Below are 15,914 nucleotides of genomic sequence, written 5' to 3' on the forward strand. Positions count from 1 at the left end.
GTACACCCGGACCGAACGGAACGCAACCGTTCCGTCCGGTGCTAATCTCCCGCAGTGGAATCGACCAGCCGGAACGATGTCGACCGCAGAGCCACGGGCGCCGCGGCACTGCGGGAATCCGTGACCGAGACGATCAGGCGGGCGGTGTTCGAGGAGCTGGCCGGGACCGGGTTCGCCCGGATGTCGATGGAGGCCGTGACCCGCCGGGCCCGGGTCGGCAAGGCGGCGCTCTACCGTCGCTGGCCCTCCAAGGAGGCGATGGTGGTGGAACTGGTCTCCGAGGCCGCCGCCGAACACCTCCCCGTGACCGCCGACTCCGGGTCGCTGCACGACGATGTCGAACGGTTCGTCCGGGACACCATGGCCGACCTCCGCCATCCGCTCGTCGGCCGGATCATCCCCGACCTGGTGGCCGAGTCGGCCCGCAACCCCTCCCTGAGTGCCGCCCTCCACGAGGCGGTCCTCGCGCCCCGGCGCGCGGCCGTGGCGGCACTCCTGCACCAGGCGATCGACCGCGGCGAGCTCCCGGCCGACATCGACATGGGCCTGGCCGTCGACCTGTTCGGCGCCCCGCTGTACTTCAGGATGCTCGCCGTGGGCGGCCCCACCGACGACGCCTACATCGCCCGCCTCACCCGCGCCGTCCTCGCGGCACTCGCCGCCAGCCGCTGAGCGGCGCCGCTACGGCGCCACGCACACACGTGCCCTTCCGGACGCGGGGACGAGGCAGGCGCGCAGTGCCGAGGGGTTCGGCGCCGGGACCATCCGCGTGAACAGGTATCCCTCGGCGTCGAACCTGTCGGCGACGGAGGCCCGTTGGGACCGGCCTCCGGATGGGGTGATCTCGACGCGGTCGCCGACCCGGGTCTGCCAGATCCGCGCCCAGGCGGCACCACAGCGCGCACTGAACCTGATCTCCAGCCCGGCGCCCGCCGGGGTCCGCCGGCCAGACAGCGTGCGCGCGTCGAGCCCGCAGGCCATGCTCTGCGGATCCCCTCCCGCACAGGCCCGACCACGGCACCCCGGGGGCGGAAGGGACACGGTCGCGGCGTGACCGGGTGACACCTCCCCACCCTGAACGCGGATCATCACCAGCGCCACCCCGACCGCGAGGACAACGGCCGCGGAAACCCCGAGGGCCGTGACCCGCTGTGTCGCTCGGCCGGACTTGGCCGACGCCTTCTCCCGCCGCCCGGCCGCCACCGGTTCGGTCCGCTCCCGGTCCGTACGCGCCGACGCCTCGCCGGAACTCGCCTCGCCCGTACGGCCGCTCCACTCCGCGTCGGCCAGTTCCCACAGGGCGACCGGCCGCCGTGAGCGCTCGCCCGCGAGCCGGCACAGCTCCTCGACGGCCTGCCGGGGCACCGGGACACTGCCGTTCAGATAGCGCGACCAGGAGGACTTGCTGTACGGCGTGCGGTGGGCGAGTCCGGCCAGGCTCAGGCCGGTGCGCTGCCGCAGTGCCCGCAGTTCGGCCGCCAGCCGGCCACGCGCCGGCGCCGTCATCGGCGCAGCGCCCCCCAGGTGTGCGGGCCGACCTTGCCGTCGACGACCAGCCCGCGCTTCTCCTGGAACCGTTGCACGGCCCGTTCGGTGAGCTCGCCGAAGATCCCGTCGACGGGACCCGGCGAGAACCCGTGGTGGCGCAGCAGGCACTGGGCCTCGACCACGTCCCAGCTCGTCGAACCGCTCTGCAGCACGGCAACCCTGCTGTCACTGTGTCCGGCGCGCAGCAGCCCCCGCTCGCGCCGCACCGCGCAGTCGTACGTCCGTCCGGGCTGGTACGAATAGACGCCGGTGCCCGTCGGCCGCACGGAGGTCCGGCTGGTCCGCGAGGCCCCGCCGTGTCCCTCCTCCCAGGGCGCGGCGACGACGAGGCCGACGAGCAGTACCGTGACGGCCGTTGCGCCGACGGCAGCCGCCCAGGGGAAGCGCCGGGAGGTGCGCCTCGGTTCCTCGGTCGATGCGGGTGCGCAGTCGCGATCGGCGGGTGAGCCGCCGTCACCGCCGGCCGGCTCGGTCCGCGCCCAGGTGGCCTCCGCGAGCTCGTGGAGGACGAGCAGGCGTGTGGCGTCAGCTCCGCCGAGGCGTGCGAGTTCCGCGACCGCGCGGCGTGGTGGCAGCGCCGTGCCGTTCAGATAGCGCGCCCAGGAGGAGCGGCTGTAGGCCGTCTTCGCCGCCAGGGAGGTCGTACTCAGCCCGCTCCGGTCCTTCAGGAGTCGCATCTGCACCACGAGTTGCCGAGCGCGGTCGTCGAGTGATCCGGGAAGCTCCTTCCAACGCGGCATGATCCACCTCGTTCGCGCCTGCGTTCTCTCCTCGGGAGTACACCTCGCGACGAGCTCATCATGACGCGCGTACCTCGGTGCTCCGGCGGTTCCGGCCGCGATTGGCGTCTTACCGACCCCCCGCGAGCGGTCCGGGTGTTCCAGCGGTGCGCCTTCCGGTGCGGCCTTCTCCCAGGTCGGAGGTGGGAGCGTTCCGCACTTGCCCAAAAGCCGGGGCCGCTCTCGCCGTTGGCCGAATCGGCGCGGAAAGCTCGACGACACCCGGGCGGCACAGCCCGACTCGCGCCGCCCCCAACTCACCCTTCACTGAAAGGAACTCAGCCATGAACATGCGCAGGCATCTCGCGCTGGCATCCGCCACCGCGGTTCTCGGAGGCGGGCTCGCGATCGCCCCCGCCGCCTCGGCCGGAGCGGTCACCGCCCGGGCCGACGCTCCGGCGAAGGAGTACAGCTGCTCGAAGATCTGGTATTCCGGCACGGCCCTGACCGTCCGTGGCCACACCGGAAAGCGGGTCATCGAGGTCCAGTGCCTGCTGAAGCTGTCCCAGCAGACCGGCAAGTTCTGGAAGAACCACGGCTACAAGGTCGACGGCATCTTCGGACCCAACACCGAGCGAGCCGTCAAGTACCACCAGAGCAAGGCCCACATCCTGGTGGACGGCAAGGTCGGCAAGCAGACCTGGAAGACGCTGCGCACGTACAAGTACTGACCCACACGGCACGGCCCGGGTCCGTCCGCCACGGGGGCGCGGGCGGCCCGGGCCGCACCGTCGTGCCGACGCGGACGTCGTGCAGGCGCGGACGTCGTGCAGGCGCGGACGTCGTGCCGGAGTGACCGCTTGATCATGCAGCGGCAGCACTAAGGTGTGATCGCGTGAGCACCGAACCCGCAGACGGACCAGGCACCGTCTACCGTTCCTCCATACGTCGCACCGGACTCGTCGCCGCCGGTTCGGTCGCGTTCGTGGTGCTGGGCGGCTGGATGCTGATCTACCACGCCACGTCCGTCAAGAACATCCTCTTCGGCGCGCTCGCCGTGGCCTTCTTCGGCCTCACCGCCGGCGTGGCCATCGGACGCCTTGCCCGGGCGGCGGCCCGAACTGGTCCTCGACAGTGAGGGCCTGACCCATGTGATGCTGGGGTCGATCAGCTGGACGGAGATCGCCGCGGTCGGCATCCGGGAGATCAAGAGCCAGTCCAGCACCCAGCGGGTGATCGAGCTGGTCCTGCACGACCCGGCCGCCTACCTGGCACGCGCCCCACGCATGGCGCGGATCACCGGCAAGGCGAACCGGCGCCTCGGCTTCAGCCCGGCGAACATCTCCGCGACCACCCTCCCCGTCGACGTCAACGAGGTGGTGACAGCCATGCGCCGCCACCACCCGGAGCTGACGATCCGGCCGTAGGCACGCGCTCTGCGGCCGACGGCCGGGTGTTCAGCACAGCACGGCAAGTGAACCGGGCAGCACCCGTGCCGTGACCGGGAGGTTGGCGTCGACCTCGCCGTCGGTGCCGTACGGGACGGGCCGGTCGGCCTCGATACGGATCTCCCGGCCCCGAAGGATCTCCACCTCGGGCCGGTTGACGTGGGTGCCCGTCTTCAGCTCGTTCATCAGGGAGAAGAAGAGAAGCCGCGGCGCGTGACGGATCATCACCACCTCCAGCAGCCCGTCGTCGAGACGTGCGTCGGGGGCGATGATGCGGCCGGAGCCGTAGTAGGCGGAGTTCGCGGCGACGACGGTGTAGCCGCGGTGTGTGTGCTCCTCGCCGTCGACGGTGACCCGGTAGGCGGCCGGGCGCCAGGTGGCCACGGCGCGCAGTCCGCCGAAGTAGTAGGAGGCCGCTCCCCGCAGCAGTCTGGTGTGGTTGGCGTGGCGGTTGGCGAGGGCGTCGACGCCCGCGTAGACGCTGCCGAGGGCGACGGTGCGGCCGTGGGCGGAGTCCACCTCGATGGTGTCCACGAGACGGGGGCTGCCCTCGAGGAGGATGGGGGCGAGCGCGTCCGGTTCGGTGGGCAGCCCGAGTGCGCGGGCGAAGTCGTTGCCGCGGCCGGCCGGGACGAGTCCGAAAGGTGTGCCGGTTTCGCTGAGGGCTCCTCCGACGGCGCCGGTGATGCCGTCGCCGCCGACGGCGAGCACGACCCGCTTCCTGGCCCCCGCCTCACGGGCGAGGTCCTGCGCGTGCTCCAGGCTGCGGGTGTATTCGGTCTCCAACTCGGCGCCGGCCTCCCGCAGCAGCCGGGCCACCCTCAGGAGGGCCGCGACCCCGGTGGAGGCGCCTGCTGTGGGGTTGACGATGGCGGTGAACTGTCGCATCGGTGGTGCCTTTCGAAGGCGGCTGGCGGGTCGGGCAGCGGACTGGGGCGGGAGTGGGCGTGGGGTCGGGCGGGGTCAGTCGGTGGTGGGCAGGAGGATGCCCGGGTTGAGCAGCCCGGCGGGATCCAGCCGTCGTTTGACCGCCTTCAGGGCATCGATGCCGAGCGGTCCGGCTTCCCGGACGTACCAGTCGCGATGGTCGCTGCCCACGCCGTGGTGGTGGCTGATCGTGCCGCCCGCGGCCAGGATCGCCTCGTTCGCGGCCTGCTTGGCGGGTTCCCAGTGCGCCACGGGGTCGTCGCCCTGCGCCGACACGACGGTGAAGTACAGCGAGGCGCCGTTCTCGTACACGTGGGAGATGTGACACATCACCAGGGGCGGCGTGCCCGCCTGGCTGAGTGTCGTGGTGAGCGCCCCACGGACGGCGTCGTACAGCTCGGGCAGGCGGGACCAGAAGGTGGCGGTCTCCAGCGTCTCGGCGAACGCCCCCGCGTCCAGCAGCGCGTCCCGCAGGTACGGGGCCGAGTAGCGGCCGTGGGCCCACCGCCGGCCCGGCTCCTCGCCCAGACAGGTACCGCCGCTATCGCGCAGCACGGCGGTGGCCCGCTCCCGGCGGTGGGCCGTGTCCTCCTTCGTGCCCTCATAGCCTGCGATCGCCATGCAGCCGGCGGCCTCGGGGAGGCCGGAGGAGCCGATGGCGTCGGGCTGGGCGAGACCGATCAGCGTCTCGGTCTCGTCCGACAGGCGCAGCACCGTCGGACGCGGCCCGTCCTGGGCCAGACGGCGCAGGGCGGCGGCGCCTTCCTCGAAGGAGGAGAAGCGCCATCCTTCGTAGATACGGGTCGTCGGCAGGGGCCGGATGCGTACGGTCACCGAGGTGATGACACCGAAGGCTCCCTCGGAGCCGAGGACGAGCTGACGCAGGTCGGGGCCGGCGGCCGAGCGCGGCGCGCGGCCGACCTCGAGGGTGCCGGCCGGGGTGGCCAGGGTGAGGCCGAGGACCATCTCGTCGAACCGGCCGTAGCCGGCGGAGGCCTGGCCGCTGGAGCGTGCGGCGGCGAATCCGCCGATGGTGGCCCACTCGTAGGACTGGGGGAAGTGGCCGAGGGTGAAGCCCTGTTCGGCCAGCAGCGCCTCGGCGTGCGGCGCCCGCAGTCCCGGCTGCAGGGTGACGGTACGGGAGACGGTGTCCAGGTCCTGCAGCCCGTTCATCCGGGCCAGGTCGAGGGCGACGAACGGGCGTCGCAGCTCGGGGGCGAGGCCGCCGACGACGGAGGTGCCGCCGCCGAACGGGACGACGGCCAGGCGGTGCTCGGCACACACCCGCAGCACGGCGCACACCTCGTCGTGGCTCGACGGGAGGACGACGGCGGCCGGAATGCCGTCCACGTCGCCGGAGCGGATCCGCAGCAGATCGGGGGTCGACTTCCCGCGGGTGTGCCGGATACGGGCCTCGGCACCGGTGCGCACGTACGCCTCGCCGCCGACGGCCTCGGCCAGGGCCCGGCGTACGGTCGCGTCCAGCGGAGTGTCGGGCACAGCGATCTCGTCCAGGGCGACCGGCTCGGTACTGCGGGGCTGGACCCCGAGCAGGTCGCGCAGCAGCCCGATCACCGTGTCGGGCAGCCGGGTCGCCCGGGCCGGGTCGCCCCAGCCGCTCCACAGCATGTCCATGCGCTCATTCCTCACCGGTCGTTGCGAAAAAGGGTGCCGTCTCCTGCGCTGCCGCGCAGGGCGTTACACTGTGACACATGACGCCTATTCGTCACAACGCTTCGGACAGCGATCCGGTGCTCGACGCCGTACGCGACTGCGTCCTGGCCGTCGGTGTCCGGCGCACCACCCTCACCGACGTGGCCCGCCGTGCGGGCGTCTCCCGGATGACGCTCTACCGCCGCTGGCCCGATGTGCGCTCCCTGGTGGGCGACCTGATGACCCGGGAATGGATCGAGGCGGCCACCCGGGCGATGCCCCAACCCGCACCGGGGATCCCCGCACGCACCCTGATCGTCGACGGCCTGGTGAGGGGCGTGGACGCCTTCCGCGCCCATCCGCTCTTCCGCAAGATCATCGACGTCGACCCCGAGCTGCTCCTCCCCTACGTACTCGACCGGCGCGGCGCGAGCCAGGAAGCCCTGCTCGACCTGCTCACCGACGCCCTACGAGGGGGACACGCCGACGGATCCGTCCAGCCCGGCCACCCCGAACGCCAGGCCCGGTCCCTGCTCCTGGTCGCCCAGTCCTTCACCCTGTCGCTGCGCACCATGACCGACGAGGACGACCCCGACCTGACCGCCGAGGCCTTCTACGCAGAACTGCGGACCATCCTCGAGAGGACACTCACCCCTTGACTTCCTCTCCCGCCTAAGGGCGGGGGATTCCAGCGGTCGCCCGCTGGGTTTCCTGCTTCACCGACGACTGCCCCGTCCGGGAGGACTCCCGTTGAGGTCTTGCACCGTCTCCACAGGCAGACGCCGCCAGCCCGGCGGCCAGGATGTTGCGTGCCGCGTTCACGTCGCGGTCGTGCACGGTGCCGCAGTCACACGTCCACGCGGGGACGTTCAGCGGCAGCTTCCCGCGGACCGTGCCGCAGGCCCCGCACAGCTTGCTGGAGGGGAACCAGCGGTCGATCACGACGAGTGTGCGCCCGTACCAGGCGCACTTGTACTCCAGCATCATGCGCAGGTCCGTCCAGGCCGCATCCGAGACGGCTCGCGCGAGCGTGCCGTTCTTCAGCAGGTTGCGGACGGTGAGGTCCTCGATCACGACCGTTTGGTTCTCACGGACCAGTCGAGTCGACAGCTTGTGCAGGAAGTCGCGGCGCCGGTCGGCGATCCGCGCGTGGACCCCGGCGACGCGACGCCGGGCCTTCTCCCGGTTCGCCGAGCCCTTCGCCTTGCGCGACAGATCCCGCTGCGCGCGGGCCAGCCGGGCGCGGTCACGGCGCTCGTGCTTGGGGTTGGCGACCTTCTCCCCGGTGGACAGGGTCACGAGAGAGGTGATCCCGGCGTCCAGGCCGACGGCCGCATCGGTGGCGGGGGCCGGGGCGATGCTTTCCTGGCACAGCAGGGACACGAACCAGCGGCCCACACTGTCACGGGACACGGTCGCCGTGGTCGGCTCCGCGCCCTCGGGCAGGGGACGCGACCAGCGGATGTCCAGGGGGTCCGTCATCTTGGCCAGCGTCAGTTTCCCGTCGCGCCAGGTGAAGGCGCTGCGGGTGTACTCGGCCGACGCGCGGGACTTCTTCCGCGATTTGTACCGGGGGTATTTGGCCCGCTTGGCGAAGAAGTTGGCGAACGCCGTCTGAAGACGGCGCAGCGCCTGCTGGAGCGGGACGGAGGACACCTCCGAGAGGAAGGCGAGTTCCCCGGTCTTCTTCCACTGCGTCAGCGCTGCGGACGACTGCACGTACGAGATCCGTCGCTGCTCGCCGTACCAGGCTCGTGTGCGCTGCTCCAGCGCCTTGTTGTAGACGAGGCGGACGCAGCCGAACGTGCGGGACAGCTCGGCCGCCTGCTCGCCGGTGGGGTAGAAGCGGTACTTGAAAGCCCGCTTGACCTGCCGCGTCATGCCTCACTCTCTATCAGATTCCGTGTGAGCCAAGGGTGTCGGCCGGTGGACGGTGGACGCCGAATCGCCCTGACGGCGCTTCGGCTGTTCCTGCCCTGCTCCGCGGGAGCTTCGTTTCCTCCCGGCCTGAAGGCCGGGGTATCCACAAAGGAGAACCTCGATGAGCCCCAGCAGCACGGCCTCCCCCGCCCACCCGGCTCCGGGCTCGTCCCTGACCGCCGCCCGGCGTCTGCGCGAACTGACCCGGAGCGTCGGCGGCCCGGCGGTGGACGTCCTGGTCGTCGGTCTCGGCGCGACGGGTGCCGGAGCCGCGCTGGACGCCGCCGCCCGCGGACTGACCGTCGTCGCCATCGACGCCCACGACCTGGCGTTCGGCACCTCGCGCTGGAGCTCCAAGCTCATCCATGGCGGACTGCGCTACCTCGCCTCCGCGCAGCTCGACGTCGCCCATGAAAGCGCACGCGAACGCGGAGTCCTCATGGAGCGCACCGCACCCCATCTGGTGCGCGCCCAGCCGTTCATCCTGCCCCTCACCCCGCTGGTCTCCCGCGGCCAGGCCGCCCTGGCCTGGGCCGGCTTCCGCGCCGGGGACGCTCTGCGCCTGGCGGCGCGCACGGCGCGGGCGACCCTGCCGGCACCGCGCAGGCTGTCCGCCGCGGAGACGCGTCATCTCGCTCCCGCCCTGCGCGGCGCGGGCCTGCGCGGAGGCCTGCTGTCGTGGGACGGCCGCGTCACCGACGACGCCCGTCTGGTCACCGCGATCGCCCGCACCGCCGCGGCCCACGGCGCCCGGATCCTCACGCGGGTACGAGCGCTGGAACTCACCCGCTCCGGTGCCCGGATACGGGACGAACTCACCGGCGAGGAGGGCGAGATCAGGGCCCGTGCCGTGATCAACGCGTCCGGCGTGTGGGCGGGTGGCCTGGTGGACGGCGTCCGCATCCGGCCCTCGCGGGGAACCCACCTCGTCCTGCGCTCGGACCACCTCGGCGCCCTCCCGGCGGGACTGCACGTCCCGATCCCCGGGGAGACCAACCGCTTCGTCCTCGTTCTGCCCCAGGGCGACGGCCGGACCTACGTCGGACTCACCGACGAACCCGTCGACGAGGACATCCCGGACGTGCCCGAAGTGCCCGAGACGGACATCGGCTTCCTGCTCGACGTCCTGGGCTCGGCCCTGGACGTCCCCGTCCACCGCCATGACGTGGTGGGCGCCTTCGCGGGCCTGCGGCCCCTGCTGGACACCACACCGGCAGCGGGGTCCGGAGCGGAGGCCCGCACCGCGGACATCTCCCGCAAGCACGCGGTTCTCACCTCACCGGAAGGCGTGATCACCGTGGTCGGCGGCAAGCTGACCACGTACCGGCGGATGGCCGAGGACGCCGTCGACACCGCCGCCGCCACCCACGGCCTGTCCGCGACGCCCTCGCCCACCGCGGCCCTCCCCCTGGTCGGTGCCGCGGCACCGCACGCCCTCACCTCCCTGCGCGCCCCCCGCCACCTGATCCACCGCTACGGCACGGAAGCGCCGGCCGTCCATGCCCTCAGCCAACAGGACCCCCAGCTGGCCGAACCAGTCCTGGACGGCCATCCCGTCACACGCGCCGAACTCCTGTGGGCCATCCAGCACGAGGGCGCCCTCGACACGTCCGACCTCCTCGACCGCCGCACCCGCATCGGACTCGTCCCCGAGGACCGCACGACGGCACTGCACACGGCCGAGGAGCTCCTCAAGAGGTAAACGCTGACCAGCGGTCAGTTCGTCGGCCCGCCCCTGGGGTGACCTCGCACTTCTGCTGCGGACATGGCCCGTACCGCCACGCCTTTGACCATCCGTCAGCACCAAGTCCAGCCTGACGGCTGTCACTTCGCCAACTCCTGGTGTAGATGTGTCAGTTGTTGCATCGCTTGATCGCAACAGGCGGTGATCGCGGTGACTCCTGAGTCGCTCCACCACGATCGCCGATCCCCTCACGCACAGCGAAAGGCACATGAATGGCGAACAACCGCAGGATGCGGTACGGCGGACGGGTGCTGGCGCTCTCAGCGGTCGTCCTCGGCACGGTCGCGGCCACGGCCGCACCGGCGATGGCCGCGGACGAGCCCACCCGGGCACAGCTCATAGCCGACTGCGACTCGGGTGAAGGGAAGTGCACGTTCAACGAACCCCAGTTGGGCAAGGCGTATCTCGGATCCTTCCACCCGGTCTCCGACTCGCTCTACAACTGCAGCACTTCACCTGCCACGCAGTCGATGACCTGGGCCGACACGGTCGGTTCCACCGACTCGGCGGGCGTTTCCGTGACGGCCGGCGGCAAGATCGCGGGCATCATCGATCTCAGCGTGACGGCGACGTACAGCCACACGTGGTCGAGCACACACTCGGAGACCAGCTCCGTGAACATGACGGTGCAGCCCGGTGAAGTGGGCTGGATCTCCCGTGCGCAGGTGATGCAGACCGTCTCCGGCACCTGGCAGACCCACTACGACGACCCGAAGTGGGGCCACTACTACTGGTTCGTCCCGGACGTCGTCACGGGCCCCGCCCCGAACGGAACGGACGGCCAGAGCAACGCGGTGGTCGTCAAGTCCCGGAAGATGACGGCCGAGGAGAAGCGGTCGTGCTCCAGCAGCGCCCATAAGGCAGAGGCCTTCGTCGTCCGACGCTGACCCCCCTACGCCCGGCTGCCTGGCGGCCCCAACACCCGCGAGGCAGCCGGGCAGTCCCGCGAAACGGTCGGTCACCGGTCTGATGCTGCTCCGTCGCCGATCCGGCATCGGCCGTGCTGCAGACACAACTGGGAAGAGGGGAAGAAGCGGTCTACCGCGATCACTTCCCGCCCGTGCCAGGTGGCCTTGTACTCCAGCAGGTTCCGGAACTGCGCCCACGAACATCCGCGACCGCGGTCGCGTCGCTCGTGCCGGGATTGGCGATCTTCTCTCCGGTCGAGAGCGTGAGCAGGTCGTCAAGGCCGACGTCGATGGCGACCGCCGTACAGGTCACCCCAAGCGGCCTGACGGTTGGGGCAACTGTTCGGACAGCGGCGGGGCGCTCGCCTTCGCAGCTCGGTGATCCAGGGTTCATCGGTCCAGGTCCACATCTTTGGTCTCCGGTGTGGTCACATAGACCAGCAGAGACACCAGGCACAGCGCGGCTACGTACCAGGGAAACCAGTGGGCATGCCCACGCTCGGTCAATCCCTGGACCACGTAGGGAGCGGTTCCGCCGAAGATCGCAACCACGAGTGAATAGGGCATACCCAGTCCGACCGAACGCACTTGCGTGGGAAAGAGTTCCGCCATCGCGGTGGGTGCGATCGCGGCGTAGCACCCGAACAACAGCAGCCCTGTGGTCATGACCGCGAGAAGCGACCACACGGAGGAAGAGAGTAGGGAGAACAGCGGCACGATCAGTACCAGATAACCGCCGGCGAAGACGCTGAGCAGCGGCTTGCGGCCGATCCTGTCCGAGAGAATTCCCAGGAGTGGAAGTGTCACGACCATCGCGGTCTGGGCGACGATCGAGGCCCACAGGGCGGACCTGGCGGACACACCATACGTGTGCTGCGCGTATCCGGGAAGATAAGCAAGGAACGTGTAGTAGACCGTTGTCGCGCCGACGGTGAAGCCGATCACTCGCAATCCGCTTGCCGGGTGCCTGCGGAGCACTTCCCAGGTGGGGCGACGCACTCGCAGATCCTGACCCATGAGATAAGGTCCGGATTCTTCCAGTGTGCGGCGCAGATACAGCGCGCAGAGACCGATCACGCTTCCCAAGGCGAATGGAATACGCCAGCCCCAGTCACTCATGCCCGTCTCGCCGAGCCATATGAGAATCGACTGGCCGAGGAGCGTCGCGGCCAGACTGCCGAGCGTTCCGGTCACATAGGAAAAACTGGAGTAGAAGCCGCGGCGGCCTGGTGGAGCGACCTCGGCGAGATAGGCCGCGGAGGCTGCCATCTCGCCGCCGGTGGACAGCCCCTGGGCCATACGCGCGACGAGCAGCGTCATCGGAGCCAGCAGCCCGATCTGGTCGTACGTCGGACAGATCGCGATGAGCATGCTGCCGCCCGCCATGAGCCACATGGACAGGGTGAGCCCGCTCCGGCGACCATGCCGGTCGGCGAAGCCACCCAGCACGATCCCGCCGAGCGGTCTGAAGAGGAAGCCGATCGCGAAAATCATCAACGTCTTGAGCTGCGCGGTGTCTGAGTTCCCCGCGGGAAAGAAATGAGGAGCAAAGAATACAGAGAAAATCACGTACGAGTTCCAGTCGAACCATTCCATGGCATGCCCGATGGATGCGGCAGCAAGACCGCGACGCGACAATGGGCGATACCGGCCGTCATACGGAACGTTAAGTCCGACCGAGCCGTTGCTGCGTGACACGCGACCTCCTGGCCCCGGATCGCTTCGCTCATCTTCTTCAGCTGTTTCAACTTGGTCACAGAGTTGCGAGTACTATCACTTCGTCCGGAACCCGGTGCCCGGCTGCCCGTTCCTGCAGCAGAGTCACGCCGCTCACGATGCGACGAAAGGACGCACCAAGATCTGGTGCCCGACAGGCTTCGGCCTCGACGGCCAGACACAGGGCCGAAAGCCGTAGCTCACTCGCGACCCGGGAAGTGATCCTGCGCTTGCCCTCGAACAGGGGAATCGCGGCCCGGTGAAACTCCTGGATCGTTTTGTTTGCCCAGGAAGGCGACACGGCCCCACTCGGCGGCTCGAACAACTCGCTAAAAGCCCTGCTCGTTTCCCCTGTCAGGTCTGCCAGGTCGTCCGGCGACAAACTGGAATGGACGCATTCACCCAACGTTCCGTCAATGAATTTACGCGAGAAATCGGTGAGCCAGGAACCTGGCTGGGCGTTGACGCGAAGCATGTGCGTCACCGTGGACGACAGTGCGGTCCCCAGGGCCCGTTCGAGCGCGCGCTCGAAGGTGTACTCGGAGGCCAGCTCCTGGGTCATGACCGTGCTCGTGGGGAGCACCAAGTCGACCGCATCGGCCGGTTCGCTGCTGCGCCGGTCCTCCAGACCGTCAATCAGCGGACCCAGCAGCTCGGAGTCGATCTGGTCTGTATGCACGAATCGCTGGCCTCGGCGGACCTCGACGGTGAGCAGGTCGACCATGGCGAGCGGGCCGGCGTACTGACTCCCATCGGCGACATCGAGCGCGATCACGTGCCGAAGCGTCTGGGCAAGATCGTGGAGGTGGTCGAGGACATCGCCGACACCCACGTCCAGGGTAGGTGTCAAGGCCAGGGTTCGCGGCAGGAGTCGTACGGAAACGAGCGCCCGGAGCAACAGCAGGCGTAGGAGGGTCGGCTCGGCGAGCCGCAGGTCCCATGTGACGAGCTGGCCCAGGTCGGCGGAATTCATCGCGTACGGATGAGGGCCCTCTGGAGGAGTCCACAGCTGAGGCCGGCCCGGTTCGCTGTCCGGTGCGAGCCACAGGCTCTCGGACGGGGTGTCGCTCCGGGTGAACCTCCTGACGCGCTGGACGGCCGGGTCCTCGATCTCCGAGCAGTTGGGCAGCCGGTAGCCGGGGCTGTTGCCCGTGATGCCGTTGGCCCACCGGACGAAGGCTGCCGCGGCCGGTGCACGGACACCGGTGACCGGTAGTTCCGCATCGGATCTGTCAGGGGCGGACTCGGCTCTGCCATCGGGTGTGTCAGGGCAGTCGGGGGGCAGCGCTCCGGTGTCCTGCCGGAACAGCCAGTAGAGGCCCCTGGTAACCGGGCGTGTGCAGACACGGCCACCACCTTCGGTCCGAACGAGGTGGCGCAGCTGGCGAGTGGCCATGACACTGGCCATCAGCCGCAGCCGGTCCCGATCCGTGTCCGAACCAAATGCCGAACCGAGTAAGTTGTCCATTCGGGTGCGCAACTCCGGGGCGAGGTGGCTGCCTTGTTCGGCGCAGTCGAAGGCCAGCGACAACGCAGTGACGGTTCCTGAGTCGAGACCGGCCTCGACGATGGTGTCGGCGTCGGAGCCGACCACGTACAGCAGAGTGGACTCGCGCCACCAGACGTCGTCGACGCCGGCAGCGAGCAGCTGGGACTGCCCAGTGTCGCGGATGTGTGCGGCGGCCAGATACTCCTGAAAGGTGTGATGGGCGAAGGAGTACAGGCCGCTTTCACGTTCGATGAGCAGTCCGTTCGAGCCCACGTCGGCCAGGAATTCCTCGGCGGTCAAGATCGTGGGCATCCGCCGCAGCATCGGCTCGATCACGGACAGAACCGCCGACCGCGACAGATCCCTGACCCGCTGTTCCATCATGGAGAAGGCCAAACCGCGCAGCAGAATCTCCTTCCCGTCACCCCCCAGTTGGCTGGGGATTCCCTTCTCCTCCTGCCTTCGCCAGAGGATGACCTGACAGATCTCGCCGTACAGTCGTGTCCGGCTGCCGGGCAGCGCACCGCGATGGCGATGGACGTTCGCGATCATTGTGAGCAGCATGGGGTTGAACGTCAGGTCGAGCAGCGCCGGAGCGTGGTTGAGCCGCTCCAGGAGATCGCCGGTGGCCGTCTCGGCCTTGTGGCGGACTTCCGCGTTCTCCGTGCCCGCGATGTGTCTCTCGACCGCGAGATACCAGCCGTGCACGAAGGAAACCACCTGCTCGTCGGTGAGGCTTCGAACCTGGAGTACGGCCGCGCCATTGACGCGCGCCGACAGATATCCCTGGGGACGAGAGGTAAGGACATAGTCATTCAAGGGGTACAACGCGATCTGGCGCTCCACCCAAGCAGCCAGCGCCTTCCGGTCGTCCTGTCTCGCCACTTCGTCAAGTCCATCGAGCATGACCACACAGTCACCGCCCCGCAGTTTCTGCTCGAACCAGCCCGCCGGTTCGCTGATGCCGCGTTCCAGGGTCTCCCGCACCAGATCGGCCAGGGTCACATCGGGCGCATCGAGTACGGTGCCCACGTGATCGCGGAAGAACAGCAGAACGGGGATGGCTCGGCGACGGCCCCGGTGCTCCTGGCAGATCTGCCGTGCGGTACGCCGTAGCAGCGTCGTCTTGCCACTTCCAGGAGCGCCGACGATCGCAAGCACCACGGGTTGGCGACGATCGAGGATGTCGCCCAGCACATGGCGGTCGGTCACGTCACGGGGAAGGTGGGCGAGCAGGCTCGTCTCGGCGTCGTCCGGCGCGTGGTAGGCAAGACTCACCTGGATGAACACCTCGTCCAACTCAGGCGTGTAGAAGCCGATCGTCTCAAGCCCTTTGAGATCGATATACCGCAGATTTCCGAGCAGGGCGGCACGGTAGCGCCCGGGGAAGCGCGAGAACCGCAGCCCCAGTGTCTGATCGATATGATCGACAATCCGTTGCTGCCAACGCTTCGCCAGTTGTTCGATGATCTTCCCGGCGAACGCCATCAACGCAACCGCGGCCTCGTACGTCAGGAGAAGCAGCACAGCCACCACAGGGTGCTCCACCACCAACGTCCGCCACAGCCCGGCTGCGACCGAAGGCGGAATCACGATTGCCGTGATCAGCCCGACCGTCTTCCCCGACATAGGCCACAACTCTCCTGCACGGAACGGTTGTTGGACCATGCATACGGCGTACACCTGCACACATATGCACCTTGTCGGCGAAAGAATGGAATTGGCAATACTTTTCCGGGTCGGCGTATTTGTGCATGGTTGCCGTGCGTGAACAGTCGCGGATCGGGACCGCTAAGGACTCCTACTGACCGCGGGCGTGCGGCGAGGGTCATGGAGTCGCTC

The 15,914-nt window shown here is 69.2% G+C and carries 14 protein-coding genes and 1 pseudogene; 7 read left to right on the plus strand and 8 right to left on the minus strand.

The window, feature by feature from the left end:
* Nucleotides 1-54 precede the first annotated feature (54 nt).
* On the plus strand, nucleotides 55-672 hold the full coding sequence (locus F7R91_RS35020; protein WP_225320969.1) for a TetR/AcrR family transcriptional regulator: 618 nt from the start codon (nucleotides 55-57) through the stop codon (nucleotides 670-672).
* Between the two features lie 9 nt (nucleotides 673-681).
* On the opposite strand, the gene F7R91_RS35025 is transcribed toward F7R91_RS35020, so the two are convergent.
* Both F7R91_RS35025 and F7R91_RS35030 read right to left on the minus strand, forming a co-directional pair.
* Entirely contained in the window at nucleotides 682-1,506 is an 825-nt protein-coding gene (locus F7R91_RS35025; RefSeq protein WP_150956548.1) for a helix-turn-helix domain-containing protein, read from the minus strand.
* Nucleotides 1,503-2,288 (minus strand): peptidoglycan-binding protein, encoded by a 786-nt coding sequence (locus F7R91_RS35030; RefSeq protein WP_150956550.1) that lies wholly within the window; start codon nucleotides 2,286-2,288, stop codon nucleotides 1,503-1,505. Before F7R91_RS35030 ends, F7R91_RS35025 begins: the two co-directional genes overlap by 4 nt.
* A gap of 323 nt (nucleotides 2,289-2,611) precedes the next feature.
* Here F7R91_RS35030 and F7R91_RS35035 point away from each other — a divergent pair, with 323 nt between their 5' ends.
* The 3 genes from F7R91_RS35035 (at nucleotide 2,612) to F7R91_RS35040 (ending at nucleotide 3,694) form a co-directional block, all read left to right on the plus strand.
* On the plus strand, nucleotides 2,612-2,998 hold the full coding sequence (locus F7R91_RS35035; RefSeq protein WP_150956553.1) for a peptidoglycan-binding domain-containing protein: 387 nt from the start codon (nucleotides 2,612-2,614) through the stop codon (nucleotides 2,996-2,998).
* Between the two features lie 164 nt (nucleotides 2,999-3,162).
* Nucleotides 3,163-3,405 carry a hypothetical protein gene (locus F7R91_RS43265; RefSeq protein WP_225320970.1) on the plus strand — a complete coding sequence of 81 codons (243 nt, stop codon included), beginning with the start codon at nucleotides 3,163-3,165 and terminating at the stop codon, nucleotides 3,403-3,405.
* On the plus strand, nucleotides 3,368-3,694 hold the full coding sequence (locus F7R91_RS35040) for an STM3941 family protein (RefSeq protein ID WP_225320971.1): 327 nt from the start codon (nucleotides 3,368-3,370) through the stop codon (nucleotides 3,692-3,694). The genes F7R91_RS43265 and F7R91_RS35040 overlap by 38 nt, the downstream gene beginning before the upstream one ends.
* Nucleotides 3,695-3,724: 30 nt before the next feature.
* Here F7R91_RS35040 and F7R91_RS35045 read toward each other — a convergent pair whose 3' ends face one another.
* On the minus strand, nucleotides 3,725-4,603 hold the full coding sequence (locus F7R91_RS35045; RefSeq protein ID WP_150956556.1) for a diacylglycerol/lipid kinase family protein: 879 nt from the start codon (nucleotides 4,601-4,603) through the stop codon (nucleotides 3,725-3,727).
* Between the two features lie 75 nt (nucleotides 4,604-4,678).
* Entirely contained in the window at nucleotides 4,679-6,277 is a 1,599-nt protein-coding gene (locus F7R91_RS35050) for an FAD-binding oxidoreductase (RefSeq protein WP_150956559.1), read from the minus strand.
* Between the two features lie 77 nt (nucleotides 6,278-6,354).
* On the opposite strand from F7R91_RS35050, the gene F7R91_RS35055 reads away from it, so the two are divergent.
* Nucleotides 6,355-6,954 carry a TetR/AcrR family transcriptional regulator gene (locus F7R91_RS35055; RefSeq protein WP_150956562.1) on the plus strand — a complete coding sequence of 200 codons (600 nt, stop codon included), beginning with the start codon at nucleotides 6,355-6,357 and terminating at the stop codon, nucleotides 6,952-6,954.
* 13 nt (nucleotides 6,955-6,967) lie between these two features.
* Here the strand turns inward: F7R91_RS35055 and F7R91_RS35060 are convergent, their stop codons facing one another.
* A complete protein-coding gene (locus F7R91_RS35060; RefSeq protein WP_150956566.1) occupies nucleotides 6,968-8,176 on the minus strand; it encodes an RNA-guided endonuclease InsQ/TnpB family protein in 1,209 nt (402 codons plus the stop codon).
* A 160-nt stretch (nucleotides 8,177-8,336) separates the two neighbouring features.
* On the opposite strand from F7R91_RS35060, the gene F7R91_RS35065 reads away from it, so the two are divergent.
* Nucleotides 8,337-9,917 carry a glycerol-3-phosphate dehydrogenase/oxidase gene (locus F7R91_RS35065; RefSeq protein WP_150956569.1) on the plus strand — a complete coding sequence of 527 codons (1,581 nt, stop codon included), beginning with the start codon at nucleotides 8,337-8,339 and terminating at the stop codon, nucleotides 9,915-9,917.
* A 254-nt stretch (nucleotides 9,918-10,171) separates the two neighbouring features.
* A complete protein-coding gene (locus F7R91_RS35070; RefSeq protein ID WP_150956572.1) occupies nucleotides 10,172-10,846 on the plus strand; it encodes a hypothetical protein in 675 nt (224 codons plus the stop codon).
* A 110-nt stretch (nucleotides 10,847-10,956) separates the two neighbouring features.
* Here F7R91_RS35070 and F7R91_RS35075 read toward each other — a convergent pair.
* The 3 genes and pseudogenes from F7R91_RS35075 to F7R91_RS35085 all read right to left on the minus strand — a co-directional run.
* Nucleotides 10,957-11,201: pseudogene (locus F7R91_RS35075) on the minus strand (zinc ribbon domain-containing protein); the annotation flags it as partial.
* Nucleotides 11,202-11,257: 56 nt separating this feature from the next.
* Complete coding sequence (locus F7R91_RS35080) at nucleotides 11,258-12,565, minus strand: MFS transporter (RefSeq protein ID WP_150956575.1); 1,308 nt, start codon at nucleotides 12,563-12,565, stop codon at nucleotides 11,258-11,260.
* Between the two features lie 55 nt (nucleotides 12,566-12,620).
* On the minus strand, nucleotides 12,621-15,701 hold the full coding sequence (locus F7R91_RS35085) for an NACHT domain-containing protein (RefSeq protein WP_191971781.1): 3,081 nt from the start codon (nucleotides 15,699-15,701) through the stop codon (nucleotides 12,621-12,623).
* Between the last annotated feature and the right edge of the window lie 213 nt (nucleotides 15,702-15,914).

The organism is Streptomyces luteolifulvus (genome assembly GCF_008806595.1).
Lineage (GTDB): Bacteria > Actinomycetota > Actinomycetes > Streptomycetales > Streptomycetaceae > Streptomyces > Streptomyces luteolifulvus.

Bases quoted from the DNA above. Each gene is read 5' to 3' on its own strand.
- F7R91_RS35025 (WP_150956548.1), bottom strand. From the start codon at position 1,506: ATGACGGCGCCGGCGCGTGGCCGGCTGGCGGCCGAACTGCGGGCACTG.
- F7R91_RS35030 (WP_150956550.1), bottom strand. From the start codon at position 2,288: ATGCCGCGTTGGAAGGAGCTTCCCGGATCACTCGACGACCGCGCTCGG.
- F7R91_RS35035 (WP_150956553.1), top strand. From the start codon at position 2,612: ATGAACATGCGCAGGCATCTCGCGCTGGCATCCGCCACCGCGGTTCTC.
- F7R91_RS35045 (WP_150956556.1), bottom strand. From the start codon at position 4,603: ATGCGACAGTTCACCGCCATCGTCAACCCCACAGCAGGCGCCTCCACC.
- F7R91_RS35050 (WP_150956559.1), bottom strand. From the start codon at position 6,277: ATGGACATGCTGTGGAGCGGCTGGGGCGACCCGGCCCGGGCGACCCGG.
- F7R91_RS35055 (WP_150956562.1), top strand. From the start codon at position 6,355: ATGACGCCTATTCGTCACAACGCTTCGGACAGCGATCCGGTGCTCGAC.
- F7R91_RS35060 (WP_150956566.1), bottom strand. From the start codon at position 8,176: ATGACGCGGCAGGTCAAGCGGGCTTTCAAGTACCGCTTCTACCCCACC.
- F7R91_RS35065 (WP_150956569.1), top strand. From the start codon at position 8,337: ATGAGCCCCAGCAGCACGGCCTCCCCCGCCCACCCGGCTCCGGGCTCG.
- F7R91_RS35070 (WP_150956572.1), top strand. From the start codon at position 10,172: ATGGCGAACAACCGCAGGATGCGGTACGGCGGACGGGTGCTGGCGCTC.
- F7R91_RS35085 (WP_191971781.1), bottom strand. From the start codon at position 15,701: ATGTCGGGGAAGACGGTCGGGCTGATCACGGCAATCGTGATTCCGCCT.